16 protein-coding genes are annotated in these 23052 nt (G+C 76.4%); 8 read left to right on the plus strand and 8 right to left on the minus strand.

Annotation, left to right across the window (positions count from 1 at the left end; translation table 11 throughout):
- Positions 1 to 5: 5 nt before the first annotated feature.
- The 4 genes from CFLA_RS12215 to CFLA_RS12230 form a co-directional block, all read right to left on the minus strand.
- On the minus strand, positions 6 to 851 hold the full coding sequence (locus tag CFLA_RS12215) for an SDR family NAD(P)-dependent oxidoreductase (protein WP_013117639.1): 846 nt from the start codon (positions 849 to 851) through the stop codon (positions 6 to 8).
- Between the two features lie 88 nt (positions 852 to 939).
- Positions 940 to 1458, minus strand: coding sequence for a DsbA family protein (locus CFLA_RS12220; RefSeq protein ID WP_013117640.1), 519 nt, complete (start codon positions 1456 to 1458; stop codon positions 940 to 942).
- 90 nt (positions 1459 to 1548) lie between these two features.
- A complete protein-coding gene (locus tag CFLA_RS12225) occupies positions 1549 to 2082 on the minus strand; it encodes a DUF1697 domain-containing protein (RefSeq protein ID WP_013117641.1) in 534 nt (177 codons plus the stop codon).
- A gap of 17 nt (positions 2083 to 2099) precedes the next feature.
- Positions 2100 to 2669, minus strand: coding sequence for a methylated-DNA--[protein]-cysteine S-methyltransferase (locus CFLA_RS12230; protein WP_013117642.1), 570 nt, complete (start codon positions 2667 to 2669; stop codon positions 2100 to 2102).
- Between the two features lie 409 nt (positions 2670 to 3078).
- Between CFLA_RS12230 and CFLA_RS12235 the strand changes: the two genes are divergently transcribed.
- From CFLA_RS12235 to CFLA_RS12250, 4 genes are all read left to right on the plus strand, one after another.
- Complete coding sequence (locus CFLA_RS12235; protein WP_013117643.1) at positions 3079 to 3987, plus strand: DNA-3-methyladenine glycosylase family protein; 909 nt, start codon at positions 3079 to 3081, stop codon at positions 3985 to 3987.
- A gap of 62 nt (positions 3988 to 4049) precedes the next feature.
- A complete protein-coding gene (locus CFLA_RS12240; RefSeq protein ID WP_013117644.1) occupies positions 4050 to 5006 on the plus strand; it encodes a DUF4349 domain-containing protein in 957 nt (318 codons plus the stop codon).
- A 171-nt stretch (positions 5007 to 5177) separates the two neighbouring features.
- Complete coding sequence (locus tag CFLA_RS12245; protein ID WP_013117645.1) at positions 5178 to 7088, plus strand: DUF4914 family protein; 1911 nt, start codon at positions 5178 to 5180, stop codon at positions 7086 to 7088.
- Positions 7089 to 7224: 136 nt separating this feature from the next.
- Entirely contained in the window at positions 7225 to 9963 is a 2739-nt protein-coding gene (locus CFLA_RS12250; protein WP_013117646.1) for a cation-translocating P-type ATPase, read from the plus strand.
- A 20-nt stretch (positions 9964 to 9983) separates the two neighbouring features.
- Here the strand turns inward: CFLA_RS12250 and CFLA_RS12255 are convergent, their stop codons facing one another.
- The 4 genes from CFLA_RS12255 to CFLA_RS12270 form a co-directional block, all read right to left on the minus strand.
- Positions 9984 to 10283, minus strand: a complete 300-nt coding sequence (locus CFLA_RS12255) for a hypothetical protein (RefSeq protein ID WP_013117647.1) — start codon at positions 10281 to 10283, stop codon at positions 9984 to 9986.
- A gap of 111 nt (positions 10284 to 10394) precedes the next feature.
- Complete coding sequence (locus CFLA_RS12260; RefSeq protein WP_013117648.1) at positions 10395 to 10805, minus strand: VOC family protein; 411 nt, start codon at positions 10803 to 10805, stop codon at positions 10395 to 10397.
- A 10-nt stretch (positions 10806 to 10815) separates the two neighbouring features.
- Entirely contained in the window at positions 10816 to 11259 is a 444-nt protein-coding gene (locus CFLA_RS12265) for a helix-turn-helix transcriptional regulator (RefSeq protein ID WP_013117649.1), read from the minus strand.
- A 40-nt stretch (positions 11260 to 11299) separates the two neighbouring features.
- Positions 11300 to 12784 carry a glutamate synthase subunit beta gene (locus CFLA_RS12270; protein ID WP_013117650.1) on the minus strand — a complete coding sequence of 495 codons (1485 nt, stop codon included), beginning with the start codon at positions 12782 to 12784 and terminating at the stop codon, positions 11300 to 11302.
- A 269-nt stretch (positions 12785 to 13053) separates the two neighbouring features.
- On the opposite strand from CFLA_RS12270, the gene CFLA_RS12275 reads away from it, so the two are divergent.
- The 4 genes from CFLA_RS12275 to recD all read left to right on the plus strand — a co-directional run bounded on the left by CFLA_RS12275 (position 13054) and on the right by recD (position 22767).
- The gene (locus CFLA_RS12275) at positions 13054 to 13878 is read left to right on the plus strand and encodes a glycerophosphodiester phosphodiesterase family protein (RefSeq protein WP_052302846.1); all 825 of its coding nucleotides are present in this window, start codon (positions 13054 to 13056) and stop codon (positions 13876 to 13878) included.
- A 68-nt stretch (positions 13879 to 13946) separates the two neighbouring features.
- Complete coding sequence (recC, locus tag CFLA_RS12280; protein WP_148234354.1) at positions 13947 to 17384, plus strand: exodeoxyribonuclease V subunit gamma; 3438 nt, start codon at positions 13947 to 13949, stop codon at positions 17382 to 17384.
- Positions 17381 to 20827, plus strand: a complete 3447-nt coding sequence (locus CFLA_RS12285; protein WP_013117653.1) for a UvrD-helicase domain-containing protein — start codon at positions 17381 to 17383, stop codon at positions 20825 to 20827. The genes recC and CFLA_RS12285 overlap by 4 nt, the downstream gene beginning before the upstream one ends.
- The gene (recD, locus tag CFLA_RS12290; RefSeq protein ID WP_013117654.1) at positions 20824 to 22767 is read left to right on the plus strand and encodes an exodeoxyribonuclease V subunit alpha; all 1944 of its coding nucleotides are present in this window, start codon (positions 20824 to 20826) and stop codon (positions 22765 to 22767) included. Before CFLA_RS12285 ends, recD begins: the two co-directional genes overlap by 4 nt.
- Positions 22768 to 23052: the final 285 nt, after the last annotated feature.

Consider the following 23052-nt stretch of genomic DNA (forward strand, 5'->3'; position numbering starts at 1 on the left):
AGCGCTCAGGCCACCGGGTCGTCCGGTCCCCACGTCGCGAGCCGCAGCGTGCGCGCGTCGGTGGCGACGATCGCGCCGACCCGCTCCTGCAGCGAGGCGACCGTGTCGACGCCGGCCCGCACGAAGCGCCCCGACAGGTCGTCGAGCTCGCCCGCGGCGAAGCCCAGCACGAGGTGCGCGACGTCCTGCGGGGACGTCCACTCGGTGCGTCCGTCGTGCACCGGCATGCCCGCGGTCATGTCGGTCGCCACGACGCCCGGCGCGAGGTCCAGCACGCGCAGGCCCGCCCCGGCGTACTGCGCGTGCAGCTGCGTGGTGAACCGCGCGAGCGCACCCTTGCTCACCGCGTACCCGGTGTACGTCGTCAGCGCGCGGTGGCCCGAGCCGGAGTTCATGTTGAGCACGCGGCCGGCGCCGCGCGCGAGCATGCCGGGCAGCACCGCGTGCGTGACGAGCAGAGGACCGCGCACGTTCGTCTCGATCACGCGCCAGACGTCCTCGACGTCGTCCTGCGCGAAGGGCGCCTCGGCGTGCTCGATGACGCCGGCGTTGTTCACCAGCAGCCCGATCCCGCCCTGCGAGGCCAGGCCCGCCTCGACGCGCGCGACGGCGTCCGCGACCTCCGTGGCGTCGACGAGGTCCGCGACCGCGACGGTCACGGGCGCGCCGAGCGCGCGCGCCTCGTCGGCGACCACCTCGAGCCGCTCGCGCGTGCGGGCCACCAAGCCGAGGGCGTACCCCTCGCGGGCCAGCGCGAGGGCCAGGTGCCGCCCGATGCCTCGGCCGGCGCCGGTCACCAGGGCCGTGCGCGGGACGTCGGGGCGGACAGGTGCGGCGGTCGTCGCGGTCACGGGTCCATCGTGGCGCAGGCCGTGCCCGCGCGCCGCCCCGAGGTCGGGCGACGGTCGTCACACCAGGTCCGGCCCCCACCGTCGGGGCTCACACCGCGTCGACCACGGCCCGCAGCGCCTCGAGCTCGATGCGGCCGCGGTACGGCACGCCGTCCACCAGCAGCGTCGGCGTGCCGGGCACGTCGAGCTCGATGCCACCCTCGTAGTCCGCCTGCACGGCGCGCGCGAAGCGGTCGGCGGGCTCGCCCACGACCTCCTCGGGATCCAGGCCGAGCTCGCGCGCGTAGCGCGCCAGGTCGTCGTCGGTGAGCGCGTCCTGGTGCGCGTACAGCAGGCGCTGCATCTCCCAGAACCTGCCGTGCGCGCCTGCGGCCTCGACGGCCAGCGCCGCCGCGAGCGCGTGGGGGTGGAGCTGGAACAGCGGGAAGTGCCGCCAGACCAGGCGGACGCGGCCGTCGGACTCCTCGACGAGCCGACGCAGCACCGGTTCGGCGTCGCGGCAGTACGGGCACTCGAGGTCGCCGTACTGCACCACGGTGACGGGCGCGTCGGGGTCACCGAGGACGTGACGGTCGGGGTCGGTGAGCACAGGCTCGTCGGTCGACATGCGCTCAGCGTGCCGCGCGGCGCCGGGCGACGCACGCGCACGCGGTCGCCACCACGCTCACCGGCAGTGCCACACCGGCAGCTCCCGGGCTCAGGCGGGCTCGTCGGCCATGCGCGCGAGCGTCGTGACGGTGCGCCAGTTGCGCGCGGTGCCTCCGCCGCCGGCGCGGCCGGCCATCCGGGCGGCGAGCCTGCTGCGGCCCGCACCGTTCGGCAGCCAGAGGTAGAGCTCGCGCCCGACGGCCGCGAGCGCCTCCGGCTCCTGCACCTCGACGTCCGGCAGGCGCGCCGGCGCACGGCCCGGGAGGAACACCACGTGGTGGTGCGTGGGGTCGTCGTCACGGTCGAGGAAGGGGTTCGCGTCCACGACCGCGTGCAGCTCGTCGCGCGTGCGCACGACGACGTCCGGGGCGGCCGCGAACGCGTCGGCGAACGCCGCGCGCAGCGTGGCCGCGACCTCCTCGGTGTCGGCAGTGCCCGTCGTCAGGACGACGTTGCCGCTGTTCACGTAGGTGCGGACGTCGCGGTAGCCGGCGTCGGCGACGACGCGGCGCAGGTCCGCCATCGGCACCGTGCTGCTGCCCCCGACGTTCACGCCGCGCAGCAGCGCCACCATCACGGTCATGCGTCCTCCGGTCGTCGTCAGAACAGCGTGGCCGCGCCCGACGCGACGCGCGCCTCGAGCGCCAGGAGCTCACGCTTGCGCTCCAGGCCGCCGGAGAAGCCGGTGAGCGTCCCGTCCGCGCCGAGCACGCGGTGGCAGGGCACGACGATCGGCACGTGGTTCGCGCCGTTCGCCGCACCCACGGCACGTGCGGTTGTCCGAGGGTCGAGCCCGACGGCCGCGGCCAGCGCGCCGTAGGTCGTCGTCGTGCCGTACGGCACCGCGCGCAGGCCCTGCCAGACACGCTGCTGGAACGGGCTGCCGCGCAGGCGCAGCGGCAGGTCGAAGTCGCGTAGCTCGCCCGCGAGGTAGGCACGCAGCTGGCGCACCGCCTCGGCCAGCACCGGGTCCGCGTCGGGCGCGGCGGGCTCGCCCAGGCCGCGCGTGGCCGGTGTGCCGTCGGCGTGCGGGAACCGCACGTCGGTGACCGCACCGTCGTCCGCCGCCACGGCGACGGGTCCGAACGGCGCCACCACGAGCGCGTACCGCGGCGCCGCGCGCCTCGGCTCGTCGGTCCCCGCGGGCTGCTCGCTCTCCACGTCCGCCATCCTCCTCCTGCCCACCGACACGCGCGTACGTGTCACCGGTCGCCGTCGCACCGCCGGCCCGTGAGCCCCGGTACATGACCGGTCCCGCTCCCGGCGCTGGGAGCGGGACCGGACGGGAGGGCCGTCTCGCCGGCACGAGGCGTGGCGGACCCTCTTGCCCCGGAGGGCCGATCCGGCTCTCGCCGGACCCTTGCGACGGTGCGGTGGGACGTGTGGTCGGAACCGCGGGCGGCCGGTCGCGGTGATGCCGCGATCGGCTGATGAGGACGAGCATGGCACCGCCGTGTGACCTGCGCATCTCGAACATGCGACCAGTTCGCGACCAGGGCTTTGCCGTCCTGTTTCCCGGCTGCGCGGTGCACCCTCGTGTCCGTCGGGTCGTCGGGGCCGTCACGGCTAGCGTGACCACGTGCGCACCGCCCTCGACCACCGCGCCGCGCTGTCCTCCCTCGCGGCCCGGTCGGTGCCGGGCGTCGAGCGGGTCGACGTCGACGCCGGCACCGTCAGCCGGCTCGTCGAGCTCGGCGCCGGGCCCGTGCACGTCACGGCGCACGTGGCAGCGACCGGTGTGCGCGTCGACGCCGACGGGCCGGCCGCCCCCGCTGCGCTCGACGACCTCGCGACGCGGTGGTTCGGGCTGGCCGACGACCTCGCACCCGTGCACGCCGCCCTCGGTGGCGACCCCGTCCTCGGCCCGCTCGTCGCGGCCCGCCCCCACCTGCGCGTCCCGGGGCATCCCGACGGCTTCGAGGCCGCGGTCCAGGTCGTGCTGACGCAGCAGGTCTCGCTGGGCGCCGGGCGGACGACCGGTGCGCGGCTCGCCTCCGCGTACGGCCGGCCCGGCCCCGGCGGGTTGCTCGCGTACCCACGCCCCGAGGACCTCGCCGCGGCCGACTCCGTGGCCCTGCAGGCGGTGCTGCGCGTGCCGCACGCACGCGCCCGCGCGGTCCACGCGCTCGCCGTCGCCTGCGCGGGGGGCCTGCGGCTCGTGCCCGGCGCCCCTGCCGCCGACGTCCGCGCAGCGCTGCTGGCGATCCCCGGCATCGGCCCGTGGACCGCGGACGTCGTGGCGCTGCGCGCGCTCGGGGACCGCGACGCGTTCCCCGCGGGCGACCTCGTCCTGCGCCGCGCCCTGGGGGTGCCGGACGTCCGCGACGTCGCGACGGCCGGGCGGGCGTGGTCGCCGTGGCGGGCCTTCGCCGCGACGCACCTGTGGGCGGCGGTCGGGTACCCCGCTGCGGCGACGGCTCCCCCGGACGGGCGCGCGCAGCGGACCCGTCCGGGTGGTCCCGGCATCGGCCCGAGCGCGATCCGGTGACGAGCCGGTCACGATCCCGCCGTTCCCGCCCGGCGCCCGCGCCGCACCCCTAGCGTGCGGACATGACGACGCGCATCCGCACCCTGGTGGCCTCGCTCGCCGTGCTCGCGGCCCTCACCGCCTGCAGCGCGGGCAGCGGCGCCGACGAGTCCGCCGCAGGGCCCGAGGGGGCCTACGACGCCGGGGGCGCGCCCGCCGACGGCGGGGGTGCGCCGGCGGTGGACGAGAGCGGCACCCGCGCGGACACCCCGGGCGACGGGCAGCAGGTGGTGCAGACCGCCCACGCGACCATGACGTCCGAGGACCCCGTCGCCGCGGCGCGCCGTGTGGTCACGCTCGTCACGCGCCTCGACGGCCGGGTGGACTCCCGCTACGAGCGGGCGTCCGGGGGCGAGGGCGACCCCGGCTCCGCGTCGCTCACGGTGCGCGTGCCCTCGACGGAGATGGCGACCCTGCCCGAGGCACTCGGCGAGATCGGCGACGTGCAGGACTACCTCGTCGAGACGCAGAACGTCACCGGTGCCGCGCAGGACCTCGACGCGCGCATCGCGGCGACCGAGCTGTCGGTCGAGCGGATGACGGCGCTGCTGGCCCGGGCCTCGTCGAGCAGCGAGCTCATCGAGGCCGAGAGCGCCCTGACCGAGCGGCAGGCGAACCTCGAGCGGCTGCGCTCCGAGCGCGCGCGGCTGGCCGACCGGGTCGCCCTGTCCACGGTGGACGTCGAGATCTGGGGCCCCACCGACACGCCCGAGCGGCTCGACACCGAGCCGCCGACGTTCCTCGACGGTCTCGCGACGGGCTGGCACGCGTTCACGGCGACCGTCCGCACGGTGCTCGTCGTGCTCGGGGTGCTCCTGCCGTGGCTGGTGGTCGCCGCCCTCGTCGTCGGGCCGGTGGTGCTGTGGCGCCGCCGTCGCCGTGCCGTCACGGCCACGGCGCCCGTCGCACCCCCGGCTCCTGCCGGACCCCCGGCCACCGTCGCGCCTGCCACGCCGCCGCCCGCCGGGCCCCGCGCCTGAGCAGCCCACGGGTGCTCCCGGACCGGGCGCCCGAGGCCCGAAGGTCCCGTGGTCCTCGTCACCGCCGGTCGTAATCTCCTGGCAAAGAGCAGCCCGCAGCCGGGTGACCGGCGCAGGCTGCGTGCCGGGTGACGCATCGAGCGTGCCCGTCCCTATGGCGAAGGAGCAGCCATGAGCGTCACGGCGACCGGTCCCCTGACGGACGTGTCCCTCGCACCCGAGGTGCGGGCAGCCCTGGAGGCCAGTCCCCGTCTGGTGGTGCCGACGACGCGCGAGGAGCTCTACCGGCTCGCGCTCGGACCCGACGGCGGACCGACCTTCACGGTCGAGTACGACGTCGACGGCACGATGGTCCCGGAGGCCACGGTCACGCGGTGCCGCAACGGCGTCGCCGTGAACTACCCCGAGGACTACATGCGCCGGCGCGACCCCGACTGCATGCGCATCGCGGACGACCTGCCGACGGACAAGCCGCGCTACCGCGACACGTTCGGTGCGGAGTTCGACCCCGTGCGCAGCGAGACCCTCGCGTGGCTCGCGGACCAGGAGCTCGTCGTCGTGCCCTTCAAGGCGGGCGGCCCGACGTTCGGCTACCCGTCGCTCGCGATCGTGCCGCTGAACAGCGCGTTCTTCGCACTCACGCTCGTCGACCTGCAGGGCTGGGTGACCTTCGACGAGATCGGGCCGTACACCCCGCGCTCGATCCTGTACGTCGCTCCCCCGTTCCGGCACACGCACTTCGGCGGCCGGCAGGTCGTCGTCCACAACCGCTCGCGCGAGCTGCACGAGGTGTGGGCGTACAACCTGTACCCGGGGCCGAGCGCCAAGAAGGGCGTGTTCTCGGTGCTGCTCGACATCGGCGAGCAGGAGGGCTGGCTGACGGCGCACGCCTCGAGCGTCCGCGTCACCACGCCGTACGAGAACGAGACCGTGATCATGCACGAGGGCGCGTCGGGCGGCGGCAAGTCCGAGATGTGCCAGGAGATCCGGCGCGAGGACGACGGGCGCATCCTCGTCGGCACCAACGTCGTCCGTGACGAGCCGTACCACATCACCCTCGGCGAGACGTCGAGCCTCGCGCCCGTGACGGACGACATGACGCTCTGCCACCCGTCGGTCCAGAAGGGCAACGGCAAGCTCGTCGTCGCCGACGCCGAGGCCGGCTGGTTCGTGCGCGTCGACAACATGACGAGCTACGGCGAGGACCCCGCGTTCGAGCGCGCCGTCATCCAGCCGCGCGAGCCCGTGCTGTTCCTGTCGATCGACGGCGTCCCCGACGCGACCGCGCTGCCGTGGGAGCACACCCTCGACTCGAACGGCAAGCGGTGCCCCAACCCGCGCGTGGTGATCCCGCGGTCGTTCGTCAAGAACGTCATCTGCGAGCCCAAGGAGGTCGACGTCCGCACGTTCGGCGTCCGCATGCCGTTGTGCACCCGGGAGAAGCCGAGCTACGGGATCATGGGGATGATGCACCTCATCCCGCCGTCGCTGGCGTGGGTGTGGCGGCTCATCGCGCCGCGCGGCGACAAGAACCCGTCGATCGGCGAGAGCAAGGACGTCCGCAAGGCGCTCAAGCACGGCGGCATGGTCGCCGAGGGCGTCGGGTCGTACTGGCCGTTCTCCACCGGCACCAAGGTGGCGGCGGCGAACCTGCTGCTGCGCCAGATCGTCGAGAACGACCGGACCCGGTACGTGCTGACACCCAACCAGCACATCGGCGCCTACAAGGTCGGCTTCTCCGCCGAGTGGCTGACCCGCGAGTACCTGGCGCGCCGCGGTGGTGGACGGATCCAGCCCGAGCAGCTCACGCCCGCGCGGTGCTCGCTGTTCGGGTACCGGCCCCGGGAGATCAAGCTCGACGGCCAGCAGATCCGGCCCACGCTGCTGCAGCCGGAGTACCAGTCCCAGGTCGGTATCGAGGCCTACGACGAGGGCGCCGAGATCCTCACGGGCTTCTTCAGGGCCGAGCTCGAGCAGTTCCTCACCGAGGACCTGGACCCGCTGGGGCGGCGGATCATCGAGGTCGTCATGAACGGCGGCGGTGTCGAGGAGTACGAGGCGCTCACGCCGATGTACGTCTGAGAAACCACGCACGGCACGGGGCCGCACCCTGCGGGGTGCGGCCCCGTGCCGTGCGTGCCGTACCGCTCGGTGGCTCGTCGTGCCACGATGCGAGGGACGCCCGACCTGCCGCCGGCACCGACCGCCGAGGTGACGCATGACGAGCACGGCGCACGACCCGGCGCGACGCAGCGCCGCCGCGGACCACCTGGCCGACCTCGGCGAGTACCGCCCGTACGCCGAGGACGCGCGCGAGGTCCTCGACCGTCTCGCCACGAGCTCCGCCGGGCTGACGTCCGGCGAGGCGGCCGTGCGTCTCGACACCGTCGGCCCGAACCGCCTGCCGACCGCCGGCCGGCCGCCCGCCCTCGTACGCTTCCTCGGCCACTTCGACGACGTGCTGATCTACATCCTGCTGGCCGCCGCCGTGCTGAAGGCGTTCCTGGGCGACTGGGTCGACTTCACCGTGATCCTCGTCGTCGCGCTGGTCAACGCGCTCGTCGGGTTCCTGCAGGAGGGGCAGGCCGAGCGTGCGCTCGACGGCATCCGCACGATGCTGTCCCTGACCGCGACCGTGCGCCGCGACGGGAGCTGGACCGAGGTGGACGCGGCCACGCTCGTGCCCGGCGACGTCGTCCGTGTCCGGTCGGGCGACAAGGTCCCTGCCGACGCGCGGCTCGTCGAGGCCACGGGCCTGCAGGTCGACGAGTCGGCGCTGACCGGCGAGTCGGTGCCCGCGGCCAAGCACGTCGAGGCGGTGGGCACCGACGCCGGGGTCGGCGACCGCGCGAGCATGCTGTTCTCCGGCACGATCGTGGCCGCCGGCACCGCGCTGGCCGTGGTCACCGCGACCGGCGGGCGCACGGAGATCGGCCGGATCCAGTCGCTCATCGCCGACGTCGACCACCTCGAGACGCCGCTGAAGCGCCAGCTCGGTCGCCTCGGGACGCTGCTGTCGCGCGGCATCCTCGTCATGGCGTTCGCGATGCTCGTGATCGGGCGCGTCATCCACGACTTCGCACTGCCGGACCTCGTGTCCGCCGCGATCGGGTTCGCGGTGGCGGCCGTGCCGGAGGGGTTGCCGGCGCTCGTGACGATCACCCTCGCGCTCGGCGTGCAGCAGATGGCGCGGCAGCACGCCATCACGCGCAAGCTGCCCGCGGTCGAGGCGCTCGGCTCCGTGACGACCATCTGCTCGGACAAGACCGGCACGCTCACGCGCAACGAGATGACCGCCCGCACGGTCGTCACGGCCGAGCACGTGTACGACGTCGAGGTCCTGGGCTACGAGCCCGTCGGTGGCGTCACGCTCGACGGCCGGACGACCGGCCCGGGCGAGCACCCCGACCTGCACGCGCTCGTGCGCGCGAGCGTGCTGTGCAACGACGCGCGCGTCGCGCCGGACGACGCGGGGCGCTGGGGCGTCGTCGGGCAGCCCACCGAGGGGGCGCTGCGGACGCTGGCCCTCACGACCGGCGTCGCGACCGACGGCGCGCAGCGCGTGGCCGCCGTGCCGTTCGAGTCGGTCAACAAGCTCTCGGCGACGCTCGACCGGCTGCCCGACGGGCTGCACGTGCACGTCGTCGGCGCGCCGGACCGGCTGCTGGACCGTGCGGTGGCGCAGCGCGGCGCCGACGGCACACCCGTGGCGCTGCGGCGCGCGTCCTGGGAGTCGGTGGTCGACGAGCTCGGCGGGCAGGGGCTGCGCGTGCTGGCCGCGGCCGAGCGCCCGGCGGCCGGGGGCACGTCGGGCCTCACCCTGGACGACGCCACCGGCCTGACGTTCCTCGGGGTGGTCGGCATCGTCGACCCACCGCGCCCCGAGGCCGTCGCCGCGATCGCCGACTGCCACCGTGCGGGCATCGCCGTGAAGATGATCACCGGCGACCACGCCGGCACGGCCGTCGCGATCGCGCGCGAGCTCGGCGTCGTGCGTCCCGGCGAGGACGTGCAGGCGCTCACGGGCCCCGAGCTGGAGGCGATGACGGCCGAGCAGCTACGCGCCCGCGTCCGCGACGTCGACGTCTACGCGCGCACGAGCCCCGAGCACAAGATCCGCATCGTCCGCGCGCTGCAGTCGCACCGCGAGGTCGTCGCGATGACGGGGGACGGCGTCAACGACGCCCCGGCGCTCACGCGCGCGGACGTCGGCATCGCGATGGGCATCAAGGGCACCGAGGCGACCAAGGAGGCCGCGGAGATCGTCCTGGCCGACGACAACTTCGCGACGATCGAGCGGGCCGTCGAGGAGGGACGGCGGATCTACGACAACATCCGCAAGTCGGTGGTGTTCCTGCTGCCGACCAACGGCGCGCAGTCCCTCGTCATCCTCGTCGCGGTGCTGCTCGGGCTCACGCTGCCGCTGACGCCCGTGCAGATCCTGTGGGTCAACCTCGTCACCGCCGTCACGCTGTCGCTGGCCCTGGCGTACGAGCCCGCCGAGCCCGGCATCATGGACCGCCCGCCGCGCTCACCGCGCGAGCCCGTGCTGTCCCGCCCGTCCCTGCTCGTCGTCGTGTGGGCCTCGCTGCTCATCGGCGGCGCGACGCTCGGCGTGTACCTCGTCGAGAAGCAGCTCGGCGCCGGCGACGGGCTCGCCCAGACGTCGGCCGTGACGATGCTGGCCCTGGGCCAGACGGCGTTCCTGTTCTCGTGCCGGTTCCTGGGTGGCTCGTCGCTCACCCCGCGCGTGCTCACCGGCAACCGCGTGGTGTGGATCGCGATCGGCACGCTCATGGTGCTGCAGCTCGTGTTCACCTACGCGCCGTTCATGCACGCCTGGTTCGACTCCGCGCCGATCGGGCCGCGCGACTGGGGGCTGACGCTCGCGGTCGCCGTCGTGGTGTTCCTGCTCTGCGAGGCGGGCAAGGCGGTCGCGCGGCGCGTGCGGGCATGACGCGGCCGGGCGCCCGCTCGTCAGACCGGCGTGCGCTCGGGCGGGACGAACCAGCTCACCGACCGCGCGACGTCCCCTGCGCGCAGCCACGTGTGCCGCTCGGAGCGCGGGTCGTCGTCGTGCTCGCGCCACGCCACCATGACGTGCGTCCGCGTCCAGCGGATCGCGCGCGCGGCGCGCCACTCCTCGCCGCCGTCGGACCACACGAGCCGCACGACGACCGCGACGTTGCCCTGCGGGCGCGTCGGGATGCCGTCGGGGACCTCGCTGTTGGCGACGTCGCGGGCCGGGGGTCGGGGCGGGAGCGGGCGGTCGGGCATGGGGCGAGCCTATCGAACACCTGTTCGACCCGGGCTCTCGGGCGGCAGAATCACCCGCCCGGGGTCGGACTGCACACCCGGCCCGTCGGCCCGGCCCGGGCCCCGCGGCCGTCAGCCGAGCCGGTTGATGCGCACCATGTTGCCCGCGGGGTCGCGGAACGCGCAGTCACGCGTGCCGTACGGCTGGTCCATGGGCTCCTGGACGACCTCGGCACCACCGGCCTGCACCTGCTCGAACACGGCGTCGACGTCGGGCGTCGCGAGCACGACGGACGCGTACGACCCCTTGGCCATGAGCGCGGCGATCGTGCGGCGCTCGTCGTCGGTGATGCCCGGGTCCGCCGCGGGCGGGTGCAGCACGATCGACGTCCGGGGCTGCGCGGGCGGTCCGACGGTGATCCAGCGCATGTCGCCGTAGCCGACGTCGTTGCGCACCTCGAAGCCGAGGACGTCACGGTAGAACGCGAGCGACTCCTCGGGGTCGACCGTGGGAAGGAACGTGCAGTGGATGAGAAGGTCCATGCCGGCCACGCTAGGAGCGCGCGGGGTCGACGTGCTTCTCGGATCCTGACCGGTTCCGCAACGGCCGCATGACCTGCTTGGCGACGCAGCCCGGGATGCCCGCACCGTCGCCCGCGGCGACCCGGCGGTACTCGGACGGCGGGATGCCGACGAGCTCGGAGAACCGCGTGCTGAACGTCCCGAGCGACGAGCAGCCGACCGCGAAGCACACCTCGGTGACCGACAGGTCCCCGCGCCGCAGCAGCGTCATCGCCCGCTCGATGCGCCGCGTCATGAGGTAGGAGTACGGCGACTCCCCGAACGCCGCACGGAACCGCCGGCTCAGGTGCCCCGCGGACATGTGCACGCCCCTGGCCAGCGCCTCGACGTCGAGCGGCTGCGCGTAGTCGCGGTCCATGCGGTCGCGCACGGTGCGCAGCAGGCGCAGCTCGGCGAGGTGGGCGTCGGACGTCATGCCCCCAGCGTGCCGCGCCCGCAGGGCCGAGGGCCAGAGCTCACACCCGGCTACGCACCGCCAGCGGCGCCGAGCTCGCGCGCACCGGCGACGGCAGCGCGGAGGCACCCGTGAGGTAGGCGTCGACGCTCGCCGCGGCGGCGCGCCCCTCGGCGATCGCCCACACCACGAGCGACTGCCCGCGGCCGGCGTCGCCCGCGACGAACACGCCCGGCACGTCGGTGGAGAAGTCGTCGTGCCGCCCGACAGCACCACGCGCGGTGCGTGTCACACCGAGGGAGTCGAGCAAGGGGCCGGGCTCGGCACCCGTGAAGCCGAGCGCCAGCAGCACCAGACCGGCGGGCAGCACGCGCCGCGTGCCGGGCACGGGCTCGAACCGCCCGTCGACGGACCGCACCTCCTCGACCTCCACGCCGGCGACCGCGCCGTCACCGTCGTCGAGGAAGCGCACGCTGCTCGTCGCCCACACACGCTCACCGCCCTCCGCGTGCGCGCTCGACGTGCGCAGGACCCGCGGGTACGTGGGCCACGGCTGGTCCGCCGGACGCTCCGCGGGCGGGCTCGGCATGATCTCGAGCTGCGTCACCGAGCGGGCTCCCTGCCGCAGCGCGGTGCCCAGGCAGTCGGCACCGGTGTCGCCGCCGCCGACGACGACCACGTCGAGACCGGTGGCCAGCAGCTGGTCCGGCACGTCGTCGCCCACGGCCGCACGGTTGCCCTGCGGGAGGTACGTCATCGCCTGCTCGACGCCCCGCAGCGCACGGCCGGGCACGGCGAGGTCCCGCGGCACGGTCGACCCGGTGGCCAGCACGACCGCGTCGTAGCGGGCCCGCAGCTGCGCGCCGGTGACGTCGACGCCCACGTCGACGCCCGTGCGGAACCGCGTGCCCTCGGCGCGCATCTGCTCCACGCGGCGGTCGACCACGCGCTTCTCGAGCTTGAACTCCGGGATGCCGTAGCGCAGCAGGCCGCCGACGCGGTCGGCGCGCTCGTGCACCACCACCGTGTGCCCGGCCCGTGTCAGCTGCTGCGCGCAGGCGAGGCCCGCAGGCCCCGACCCGACGACCGCGACCGTGTGGCCCGTCAGCCGCTCCGGGACGTGCGGCGTGAGCAAGCCACGGTCGAACGCCTCCTCCGCGATCGCGACCTCGACGTGCCGGATCGTCACCGGCTCGTCGGTGATCCCCAGCACGCACGCCGCCTCGCACGGTGCGGGGCACACACGCCCGGTGACCTCGGGGAAGTTGTTCGTCGCGTGCAGGCGGTCGCTCGCCGCGGCCCACTCGCCGCGCCACGCCAGGTCGTTCCACGCGGGCATCTCGTTGCCGAGCGGGCAGCCGGAGTGGCAGAAGGGGATGCCGCAGTCCATGCAGCGGCTCGCCTGGCGACGCACGAGCGCCACGTCGTCGTCGTGGCCGGGCCGGTGGGCGTGCACCTCGTCCCAGTCGCACAGACGCTCGGCGACGGGCCGGTCGGCCGGGAGCTCGCGGTGACGGATGGTGAGGAAGCCACGAGGGTCGGCCACGGTCGCTCCCGAGGTGCGCGGGTGTCCCCCGCACGGGCGGGGCTGCGCGTGAACGCTAGTGCCCGGCGGACGAACCGGACCAGGCCCGAGGTCCCCCTCGCCGACCGGAACCTGGGTCACCGCACCGGACCCCGAACGGTGAGTCAGGTTCCGGTTGGCGGGGTGAAGGAGTCGTCGGCGGTGCCCGGGTCGCGACGCGACGGTGCACGGTGGGTGAAAACCGCGCGTCCACGGTCGTGGTCCGGCCCGCGGCGGGCGAGAGTGTGAGCGTGACGGCTGCGCGCGAGGTCGACGACGGCTCCGGCCGTGCACCAGCACGCGCGCGCCACCCCTACTTCGAGGACCCGACGGGTGTGGTCGCGCTCGCGCACCGCGGGTTCGCGCTCGACGGGCGCGAGAACTCGCTGACGGCCTTCGGGGCCGCCGTCGACCTGGGCTTCCGGTACGTCGAGACCGATGCGCACGCGACGTCCGACCACGTCGCGGTCGCCCTGCACGACGACACCCTCGACCGCACGACCGACGCCGAGGGCCTGGTCTCGGAGCTGCCGTGGGCAGTCGTCGGGCGCGCGCGCATCGGCGGCGTCGACCCCGTGCCGCGCCTCGAGGACGTGCTGGGGACGTGGCCGGACCTCCGCGTCAACGTCGACGTGAAGAGCGAGCACGCGATCGTCCCCGTGGCGGAGGCGATCGAGCGGACGGCGTCGCACGACCGGGTCTGCGTGACGTCGTTCTCCGCCGTGCGGCGGCGCGAGACGATCGCGCGCCTGCGCCACCCCGTGGCGACGTCCGCGGCGACGGGCGAAGTCGTCCGTTTCCTCGCGGCGCACCGCGCCCGTGCCCGCGGCCGCCTCGCCGCCCGCGCGCTGCGGGACGTCGACGCGCTGCAGGTACCGGTCGCGCAGGGCCGCGTGCGCGTCGTCGACGCGGGCACGGTCGCCACCGCCCACGCCGCCGGGCGCCACGTGCACGTGTGGACCGTCAACGACCCCGCCGAGATGCACCGTCTGCTCGACCTGGGCGTCGACGGGCTGGTCACCGACCGCGCGGACCTGCTGCGCGAGGTGCTGCGGGCGCGCGGGACGTGGGCCTGAGCCGCGGCGTGCCACGCGGGTGTGGATGAGCGGCCGCGGTGTGGGCGCGGTTCGCTAGCGTGCCGGGGGTGACGACCGCGCCGCTCCGCGATGCCGGACCTCGTGCGGGGCGGCTCCGCGTGCACACGTCCGAGCGCACCGACGTGCTCGTCGACGCGCTCGCCGACCTGCTGGCGGACGTGCCCCCCGGCACGGACCCGTTCGCGCGCGAGGTCGTCGCGGTGCCGACGCGCGGCGTCGAGCGGTGGGTCGCGCAGCGGCTGTCGCACCGGCTGGGTGCGGGGTCGGCCGGCGAGGCGGGGGTGTGCGCGCGCATCGACATGGGCTCGCCGACGCGGCTGGTGCGCGACGCGGTCGCCGCGGCGACGGGGACGTCCCGCGACGACGACCCGTGGGAGCCCGAGCGCCTCGTGTGGCACGTGCTGCAGGCGGTCGACGAGGCCGTCGCCGCGGGCCTGCCGTGGGCGGAGCCGCTGGCCCGGCACGTGCAGGATCCCCCGGGTGCGCGCGACGACGTGCGGGCGGGGCGCCGGCTGCGGCTCGCGCAGCGCCTCGCGGCCGGGTTCGCGGCGTACGCGGCGCAGCGGCCGTCGCTCGTCATGGAGTGGGCCGCCGGGCGCGACGACGACGGCGCGGGCGACCCGCTGCCCACGGACGTCGCGTGGCAGGCACCGCTGTGGCGCGCCGTGCGGGCGGCCGTGGGCACACCGAGCCCGGCAGAGCTGCTGGCGGAGGCGACGCGCGCGCTGCGCGCCGACCCCGACCTCGTCGACCTGCCCACGCGGCTGTCGGTGCTGGGCCCGACGCGGCTGCCGCAGGCCCACGTCGAGGTGCTGACCGCCCTCGCGGCGCACCGCGACGTGCACGTGTGGCTCCCCCACCCGTCGCGCGCGCTGTGGGAGCGGACGGCGGCGACGGCCGGCCGCGCCGACGTCGGCGGTCCCACCGTCGCGCCGCGCCGCCGCGACGTCCCGGCACCCGCCCGGCACCCGCTGCTCGCCTCGACCGCGCGCGACACCACCGAGCTCGCGCTGCGCCTCACCGCGACGGGAGCGGACGTCACCCACCACCCCGCGCCCGCGCCGCCGCCGACCGTGCTCGGCGCGCTGCAGGCCGCCCTGCGCGCCGACGAGCGCCCCGCGGCACGTGCCGTCGCCGCGCCCGGCGACCGGACGGTGCAGGTGCACGCGTGCCACGGCCGTGGCCGGCAGGTCGAGGTGCTGCGCGAGGCCGTGCTCGGGCTGCTCGCGGACGACCCGACGCTGCAGCCGCGCGACGTCGTCGTGCTGTGCCCGGACGTCGAGGCGTTCGCGCCGCTGGTCGCCGCGGCGTTCGGGGCCCCGGCGGAGGACGAGGCCGACCGGGCCACCGTGCACCCGGGCCGCACGCTGCGCGTGCGCGTGGCCGACCGTGCGCCCGCGCGCACCAACCCGCTGCTGCGCGTGCTCGTCGCGCTGCTGGACCTCGCGGGCTCGCGCGTCACCGCGTCGGGGGTCGTCGACCTGGCGGGTCTGCCCGCGGTCCGGCGGCGCTTCGGGTTCGACGACGCGGCGGCCGAGCGGCTGCGCGCGTGGGCGCTGGAGTCCGGCGTGCGGTGGGGCGAGGACCAGGACCGGCGGGCCCGGTACGGGCTGGGCCGCGTCCCGCAGGGCACCTGGCGCACGGGCACCGACCGCCTGCTGCTGGGTGTCGCGATGGCCGAGGAGGACCACCGGTACGTGGGCTCCGCGCTGCCGCTGGACGACGTGGACAGCACGGACGTGGACCTCGCGGGCCGGTTCGCCGAGCTCGTCGACCGGGTGACCGGACTGCTCGACGAGCTCGACGGCGCCCGGCCCGCGAGCGCGTGGTTCGACGCCCTCGAGCGCGCGCTCGTGCTGCTGACGGCCGCGGACCCGACCGACGCGTGGCAGGAGGTCGGCGCGCGCGCGGTGCTGGCGGACGCGCGCGCGTCCGCCGCGGGCGCCGACGTGCCGCTGCGGCTGCCCGACGTGGTGGCGCTGCTCGAGCCGCGCCTGGGCGGCCGCCCGACGCGCGCAGGCTTCCGCACGGGCGCGCTCACGGTGTGCTCGCTGGAGCCGATGCGCGCGGTCCCCCACCGTGTGGTGTGCCTGCTGGGCCTGGACGACGGCGCGTTCCCGCGGGCGGGCGCCCCCGACGGTGACGACGTGCTCGCGCGCGACCCGCTGGTCGGCGAGCGTGACCGGCGTGCCGAGGACCGGCAGCTGTTCCTCGACGCGGTGACGGCCGCGGGCGACCACCTCGTCGTCGTGCACAGCGGCGCCGACGAGCGCACGGGTGCCCCCCGACCGCCGGCCGTACCGGTGGGCGAGCTGCTCGACGCGGTGGACGAGGCCGTGGCGTTCGCGGACGGCCGCACGTCGCGCGGGGCGCTCGTCGTGCACCACCCGCTGCAGACCGTCGACGAGCGCAACTTCGCCCCGGGCGCGCTGGGGCGGCCCGGGCCGTTCAGCTTCGACGTCGTCGACCGCGACGCGGCGACCGTCGCGCGCGGGCCACGGCACCCGCGCCCGCCGCTGCTCACCGCACCGCTCCCGCCGCTCGACGATCCGGTGGTGGACCTCGACGACCTGGTCGCGGCGCTCGAGCACCCCGTGCGGGCGTTCGTGCGCCGCCGCCTGGGCGTGCTCGTGCCGGGCGAGGTCGACGACCTCGACGACCGGCTGCCGCTGACCCTGGCACCGCTCGACGGGTGGGCGGCGGGCGACCGGCTGCTCGCCGCGGTGCTGGACGGCGTCGACCTGACGCGCGCGGCGGCCGCCGAGCGGCGACGCGGCAGGGTGCCGCCCGGCAACCTCGGGGGCGCGGCGCTGGCCGACGTCGCCACGCGCGTCGCGGCCGTCGCCGAGGCCGCGGCACCCGTGCTGGGCGCCCCGGCGACCACCGTGGACGTCACCGTGCCGCTGCCCGGTGACCGCACGCTGACCGGCACCGTGCCCGGGGTGCACGGTGACGTGCTCGTGCGGGCCGTGTACGCGCGGCTCGGCGCCAAGCACCGGCTGCGGGCGTGGGTGCGCCTGCTGGCGCTCGCCGCCGACCCCGACGGTCCCCCCGTGCGCGGTGCCGCCACGGTGGGCCGCGGCCCTGGGACGCGCCCGACGGCGGCCACGTCGTGGCTCACGCCCCCGGAGCCGGACGACGCGCGCCGGCTGCTGGCCGAGCTCGTAACGGTGCGGGACCGCGCGCTGTGCGCGCCCCTGCCGCTGCCCGTCGCCGCCGCCGGCACGTACGCCCACCGCAGGCACGGCAACGACGACCCGGCGGGTGCGCTCGCCGACGCGGAGCAGGCGCTGCGCGACCGCTACGAGCACACCGACGAGTACCACGTGCTGGCCTGGGGCGACGGGTTCACGCTGGCGGCCGTCGCGGGCGAGCCCACACCGGCGGACCGGGCCGCGTGGCCGGACGAGCCGACGCTGCTCGGTGCGCTCGCCCGGACCGTGTGGGACGCGCTGCTCACGCGCGAGGGGCGGGGGCCGGCATGACCGCGGTCTTCGAGGTCTGCGGCCCGCTGCCCGCGGGCACCACCGTGCTGGAGGCCAGCGCGGGCACGGGCAAGACGTTCACGATCGCGGCGCTCGCGGCACGGTACGTCGCCGAGGGGCACGCGCTCCTGCCCGAGCTGCTGCTGGTGACGTTCGGCCGGACGGCGACCAGCGAGCTGCGGGACCGGGTGCGCGCGCGGCTCGTCGCGACCGAGCGCGCACTGCGCGACCCCGCGGCGCGGACCAGCGACGACGTGCTCGTGCGGCACCTGGCCGACGTCGACGACGCCGAGCTCGCGCGCCGCCGCGACCGGCTGACGGTCGCGCTGTCGCAGGTGGACGCGGCGACGATCACGACGACGCACGGGTTCTGCCAGCAGATGCTGCGCGCGCTCGGCACGACGACGGGCGGCGGCGTGGTCGAGCCGGGCGCGACCCTCGTGCCGGACGTGGCGGACCTGGAGGCCGAGGTCGTCGACGACCTGTACCTCGCGGCGTACGCGGGGGCGGACCAGCCCGTGCTCACGGTGGCCGACGCGCGCGAGGTCGCGCGTGCCGCCGTCAGCGACCACGCCGCGCTGCTCGCCCCCGACGACGCACCGCCGGGCACCGCACCCGACCACCGCTACCGCCTCGCGCGTGCGGTCCGGCACGAGGTCGTGCGGCGGCGCCGGGCCGCGCACGTCGTCGACTACGACGACCTGCTCACGCTGCTGCGTGACGCGCTCACCGACCCGGCCACGGGTGCGGCCGCCGCCGAGCGTGTCCGCGCCCCGTACCGCGTCGTGATGGTCGACGAGTTCCAGGACACCGACCAGGTGCAGTGGCAGATCCTGCGCACGGCGTTCCACGGGCACCGCACGCTCGTGCTCATCGGCGACCCCAAGCAGGCGATCTACGCGTTCCGCGGCGCCGACGTGCACACGTACCTCGAGGCGCGGGGCGTCGCCACCACCGCGACGCTGGGCCGCAGCTGGCGCACCGACGCGCCCGTCCTCGACGGTCTCGCGCACCTCATGGGCGGGGCCGCGCTGGGCGACCCGCGGATCGTCGTGCACCCCGTCGAGGCCGCGCACACCGAGCGGCGGCTGGACGGCGGACCGCCGGTGCTGGTGCGCCGCGTGACACGCCGGGCCGTCGGTGCCGGGAGCGCCGCACCGAAGGTCGACACCGTGCGGTCCGTCGTGCACCGCGACGTCGCGGCGCGGGTGGTGCTGACCCTGACGCACAGCCGGCTGCGGGACGGCGACGCGTGGCGGCCCGTGCTCCCGGGTGACGTCGCGGTGCTCGCGCGCCGCAACGCCGACGCGCTGGCCGTGCGGGAGGCGCTGGCGGCCGTGGGCGTGCCGGCCGTGGTCTCCGGGCTGTCGAGCGTGTTCACCACGGCGGCGGCGCGCGACTGGCTGGTGCTGCTCAGCGCGCTGGCCGCCACGGGTGACACGGCGCGGGTCGCGGCTGCGGCGCTGACACCGTTCGTCGGGTGGGACGCGACGCGGCTGGCGGGGGCGTCGGACGCGCAGCGTGAGGACCTCGCGGACCGGATGCGCACCTGGTCGCACGTGCTGGCCGGGCAGGGTGTCGCCGCGCTGCTGCAGGCCACGGCCGCAGCGGGCCTGCACGAGCGGCTCGCGGCGCGCGTCGACGGGGAGCGCGTGCTCACCGACGTGCGGCACGTCGGTGAGGTCCTGCACGCGGCCGCGCGGGACGCCGGCCTGGGCGCCGCGGCGCTGACGGAGTGGCTGCGCGCGCGCATCGACGAGGCCGCGGTCGACTACGCCGAGGAGCGCAGCCGCCGCCTGGAGACCGACGCCGCGGCGGTGCAGGTGGTGACGGTGCACGCGGCGAAGGGTCTGGAGTTCCCGGTCGTCATGGTGCCGTTCGCGTGGGACCGGTGGGTGCCGCGCGACCCGTCCGTGCTGCGCTACCACGACGACGACGGCACGCGCCGCCTGCACGTCGGCGGGCGCGGCAGCCCCGGGTACGACGAGGCGCGTGCCCGGCACCAGGCCGAGGAGGCGGGCGAGGACCTGCGCCTGGCGTACGTCGCGCTCACGCGGGCGAGCAGCCAGGTGGTGCTGTGGTGGGCGCCGAGCACCGTGTCGGCGTCGGGGGCGGTGGGCCGGCTCGTGCTGGGGGCGCGCGACGCGGACGGGCTGCCGCCGGACACCGTGCCGGTGCCGCGCGACGACCAGGCCGCGGCGGGGTTCGACGCGCTCGCCGCGGGCTCGGGCGGGACGGTGGTGCACGAGACCGTCGACGCGGCTCCCCCGGTGGTGCGCTGGGAGCCCGTGCGCGGCGAGCCGGGCCCGTTGGAGGTCGCGCGTCTGGGCCGCGGGGTGGACCTCACGTGGCGCCGCACGTCCTACTCGGGGATCACCGCCGCGGCGCACGACGCGGGACCGGCCGGCCCGTCGGTGCCCGACCGTCCCGGCGTGACCGACGAGCCCGAGGACCCGGGGATCCAGGACGAGACCGACGGGCCGGCGCCGACCCCGCCCCCGCACGCCGGGGCCGGTGACGAACCGGACCTCGCGGTGCTCGCGGCGACCACGCCCGACCCCGCGCTGGTCGCGGCGTTGCGCGCGGTGCGCTCGCCCCTGGCGGACCTGCCGGGCGGCACCGCGTTCGGCACGCTCGTGCACCACGTGCTGGAGAACGTCGACACCGCCGCGGCGGACCTGCGCGGCGAGCTGCGGGCGCGGTGCGCCGAGGCTGCGGGGGGCGGCGGCGGGCTGGGCCTCGACCCGGACGCGCTCGCCGACGCGCTGCTGCCGTCGATGCACACGCCCGCCGGGCCGCTGCTGGGCGGGCGGACGCTCGCGCAGGTGCCACCGCACGACCGGCTCGCCGAGCTCGACCTCGAGCTGCCGCTGGCCGGCGGCGACCTCGACCCCGCGGGCCGCCGTCCGGCGACGCTCGCGGACGTCGCGGACCTGCTCGACGCGCACCTCGATCCCGACGACCCGTTCGCGGCCTACGCCGGCCGGCTGCGGTGGCTCCACGCGGACCCCGGGACGCGACCCGCCGCGCTGCGCGGCTACCTCACGGGCAGCATCGACGCCGTGCTGCGCGTCGACGTCGACGGGGACACCCGGTACGTCGTCGTCGACTACAAGACCAACCGACTCGCCCCGCCGGACGACCCGCTCACGGCGTGGCACTACCGGCCCGAGGCGATGCGCACGGCCATGCTCGACGCCCACTACCCGCTGCAGCTGCTGCTGTACGCCGTGGGGCTGCACCGGTTCCTGCGGTGGCGGCTGCCGGGGTACGACCCGGACCGTCACCTCGGAGGCGGGGTGTACCTGTTCGTGCGCGGCATGTGCGGGCCGGACACGCCGGTGGTCGACGGCTCGCCGTGCGGTGTGGTGTCGTGGCGGCCGCCGGCCTCGCTGGTGGTGGGGGTGTCGGCGCTGCTCGACGGGCAGGGGGTGCGGGCGTGAGCGAGGTGACGCAGCCGCGCGCTGCCGCCGCGGCGCCGGGGCCGGACACCGGCGACCCGCGCCGCCCGTGGCGCGCGGGTCCGCTGCTGACGACGTTCGCCGACGCCGGGGTGCTGACGTCCGCCGACGTGCGCGTCGCGGAGCGCCTGGGCGACCTCACGGGCGAGGACGACCCGACGGTCCACCTGGCGGCCGCGCTCGCCGTACGGGCGGTGCGCGCCGGCTCGGTGTGCGTCGACCTGGCCGACGCACCGTCCCTGGTCGCCGAGGGCTCCCCCGACGACCCCGACGCGCCCCTGCCGGCCGGCACGCTGCCCTGGCCCGACACGGCCGCGTGGACGGCCGCCGTGCGCGGCAGCGGCATGGTCGCCGACGGTGTCGACGGCCCGGCCGACCGGCCGGTGCGGTGGGTCGACGGGCGCGTGTACCTCGACCGGTACTGGCGCGACGAGCAGGTCGTGCGGCGCGACGTCGACGCGCGCCTGACGTCGCTGCTCGACGTCGACGACGACGCGCTGCGCCGGGCCGTGCACGCGCGGTTCCCTCGTGCGCAGGACGCGCGGCAGCGCGTGGCCGCCGCGACGGCCGCGGTGTCGCGCCTCACGGTGCTCACCGGCGGCCCGGGCACCGGCAAGACGACGACCGTGGCGCGGCTCGTCGCCGTGCTGCGCGATGTGGCCGGGCCGGGCCTGCGGATCGCGCTGGCCGCGCCGACCGGCAAGGCCGCGACCCGGCTGCAGGAGGCGGTGAACGCCGAGCTCGCCCGGCTCGACGACGCCGCCGTGGGCGGGACCGTGGCGGCTCCGGGCGCGGCCCGGCCGCTGACCGCCTCGACGATCCACCGTCTGCTGGGGTGGCGCCCGTCGAGCACGCGGTTCGCACACGACCACGCACACCGGCTCCCCCACGACGTCGTGGTGCTCGACGAGGCGTCAATGGTGTCCCTGCCGCTGCTGGCGCGCGTGCTGGACGCGCTGCGCCCGGACGCGCGGCTCGTGCTCGTCGGCGACCCGGACCAGCTCGCGTCCGTCGAGGTCGGGGCGGTGCTCGGCGACCTCGTCGCTCGCCCCACGCGGTCCGGTCCGCTGCCCGCACGCCTCGCGGCGCTGCTGCCGGACGACGTGCCGGGGACTGCGACGAGCGCCGACGACACCCGCGACGCCGCGGCCCTGCACGGCGGCGTCGTGCGCCTGGTCGTCACGCACCGGTTCGGGCACGAGCTCGCGGAGCTCGCCGACGCGGTGCGCCGAGGTGACGCGGACGCGACGCTCGCGCTGCTGCGGGCCGGCGGGGCGCACGCGTCGCTGGTCGAGCCCGCGGCCGAGGTGCCGACGGAGGACGAGGTGCCCGGGCTGCGGGGGGACGTCAGCGCGACGGGCGCGCGTCTCGTCGCCGCGGCCCGCGCGGGCGACACGGCAGGAGCGCTGGAGGCGCTCGGGGTGCACCGCCTGCTGCTCGCGCACCGCCGCGGGCCGGCCGGGGTCGCACGCTGGGCGGCGCTCGCGCAGCGCTGGGTCGAGAAGACGGTCGGCGACCTGCAGCCGGGGCCTCTCTCGCTCGGTCGCCCCCTGCTCGTCACCGTCAACGACCGCACGACCGGGCTGTCGAACGGCGACATCGGCGTCCTGGTCTCCGACGGTGCCGGTGGGGTGGTCGCGGCGTTCGGGGAGTCGCACGCCCCGCGCCTCGTGCGCCCGCACCGGCTGCCTGCCGTGGAGACGGTGCACGCGATGACGGTGCACCGCGCGCAGGGCAGCCAGTTCACGTTCGTCACCGTGCTGCTGCCGCCCGCGTCGTCGCCGCTGCTCACGCGCGAGCTGCTGTACACCGCGGTCACCCGCGCGCAGGAGCACGTGCGCGTCGTCGGGTCCGCGGAGGCCGTCCGCCGGGCCGTCGAGCGTCCGGTTCGCCGTGCGAGCGGCCTGCGCTTCGCGCGCTGAGACGTCGCCGCGAGCCCGACGACCGCGCGGCGATCGCGTCCGTGCTGCGTGACCTCACCGGCCCGACCTGGCGCTCACCCCGTCATCCGACCGCGTCACAGCCCGCGCCATCCACCGATGCTCTCGATGAACGCCTGGGCGTCGCCGACGACCGCCACGTCCAGCTCGCTGGTGCCGGACCACAACGTCACCCTCACCGACCCGGGGTGGACGGCCCATGCCTCGTTCCACGACGTCCGCCGTCCGAACCCGTAGTCATCGGCGGCGCTCCATCGTGGTCGATCG

Source organism: Cellulomonas flavigena DSM 20109 (assembly GCF_000092865.1).
Taxonomy (GTDB): domain Bacteria; phylum Actinomycetota; class Actinomycetes; order Actinomycetales; family Cellulomonadaceae; genus Cellulomonas; species Cellulomonas flavigena.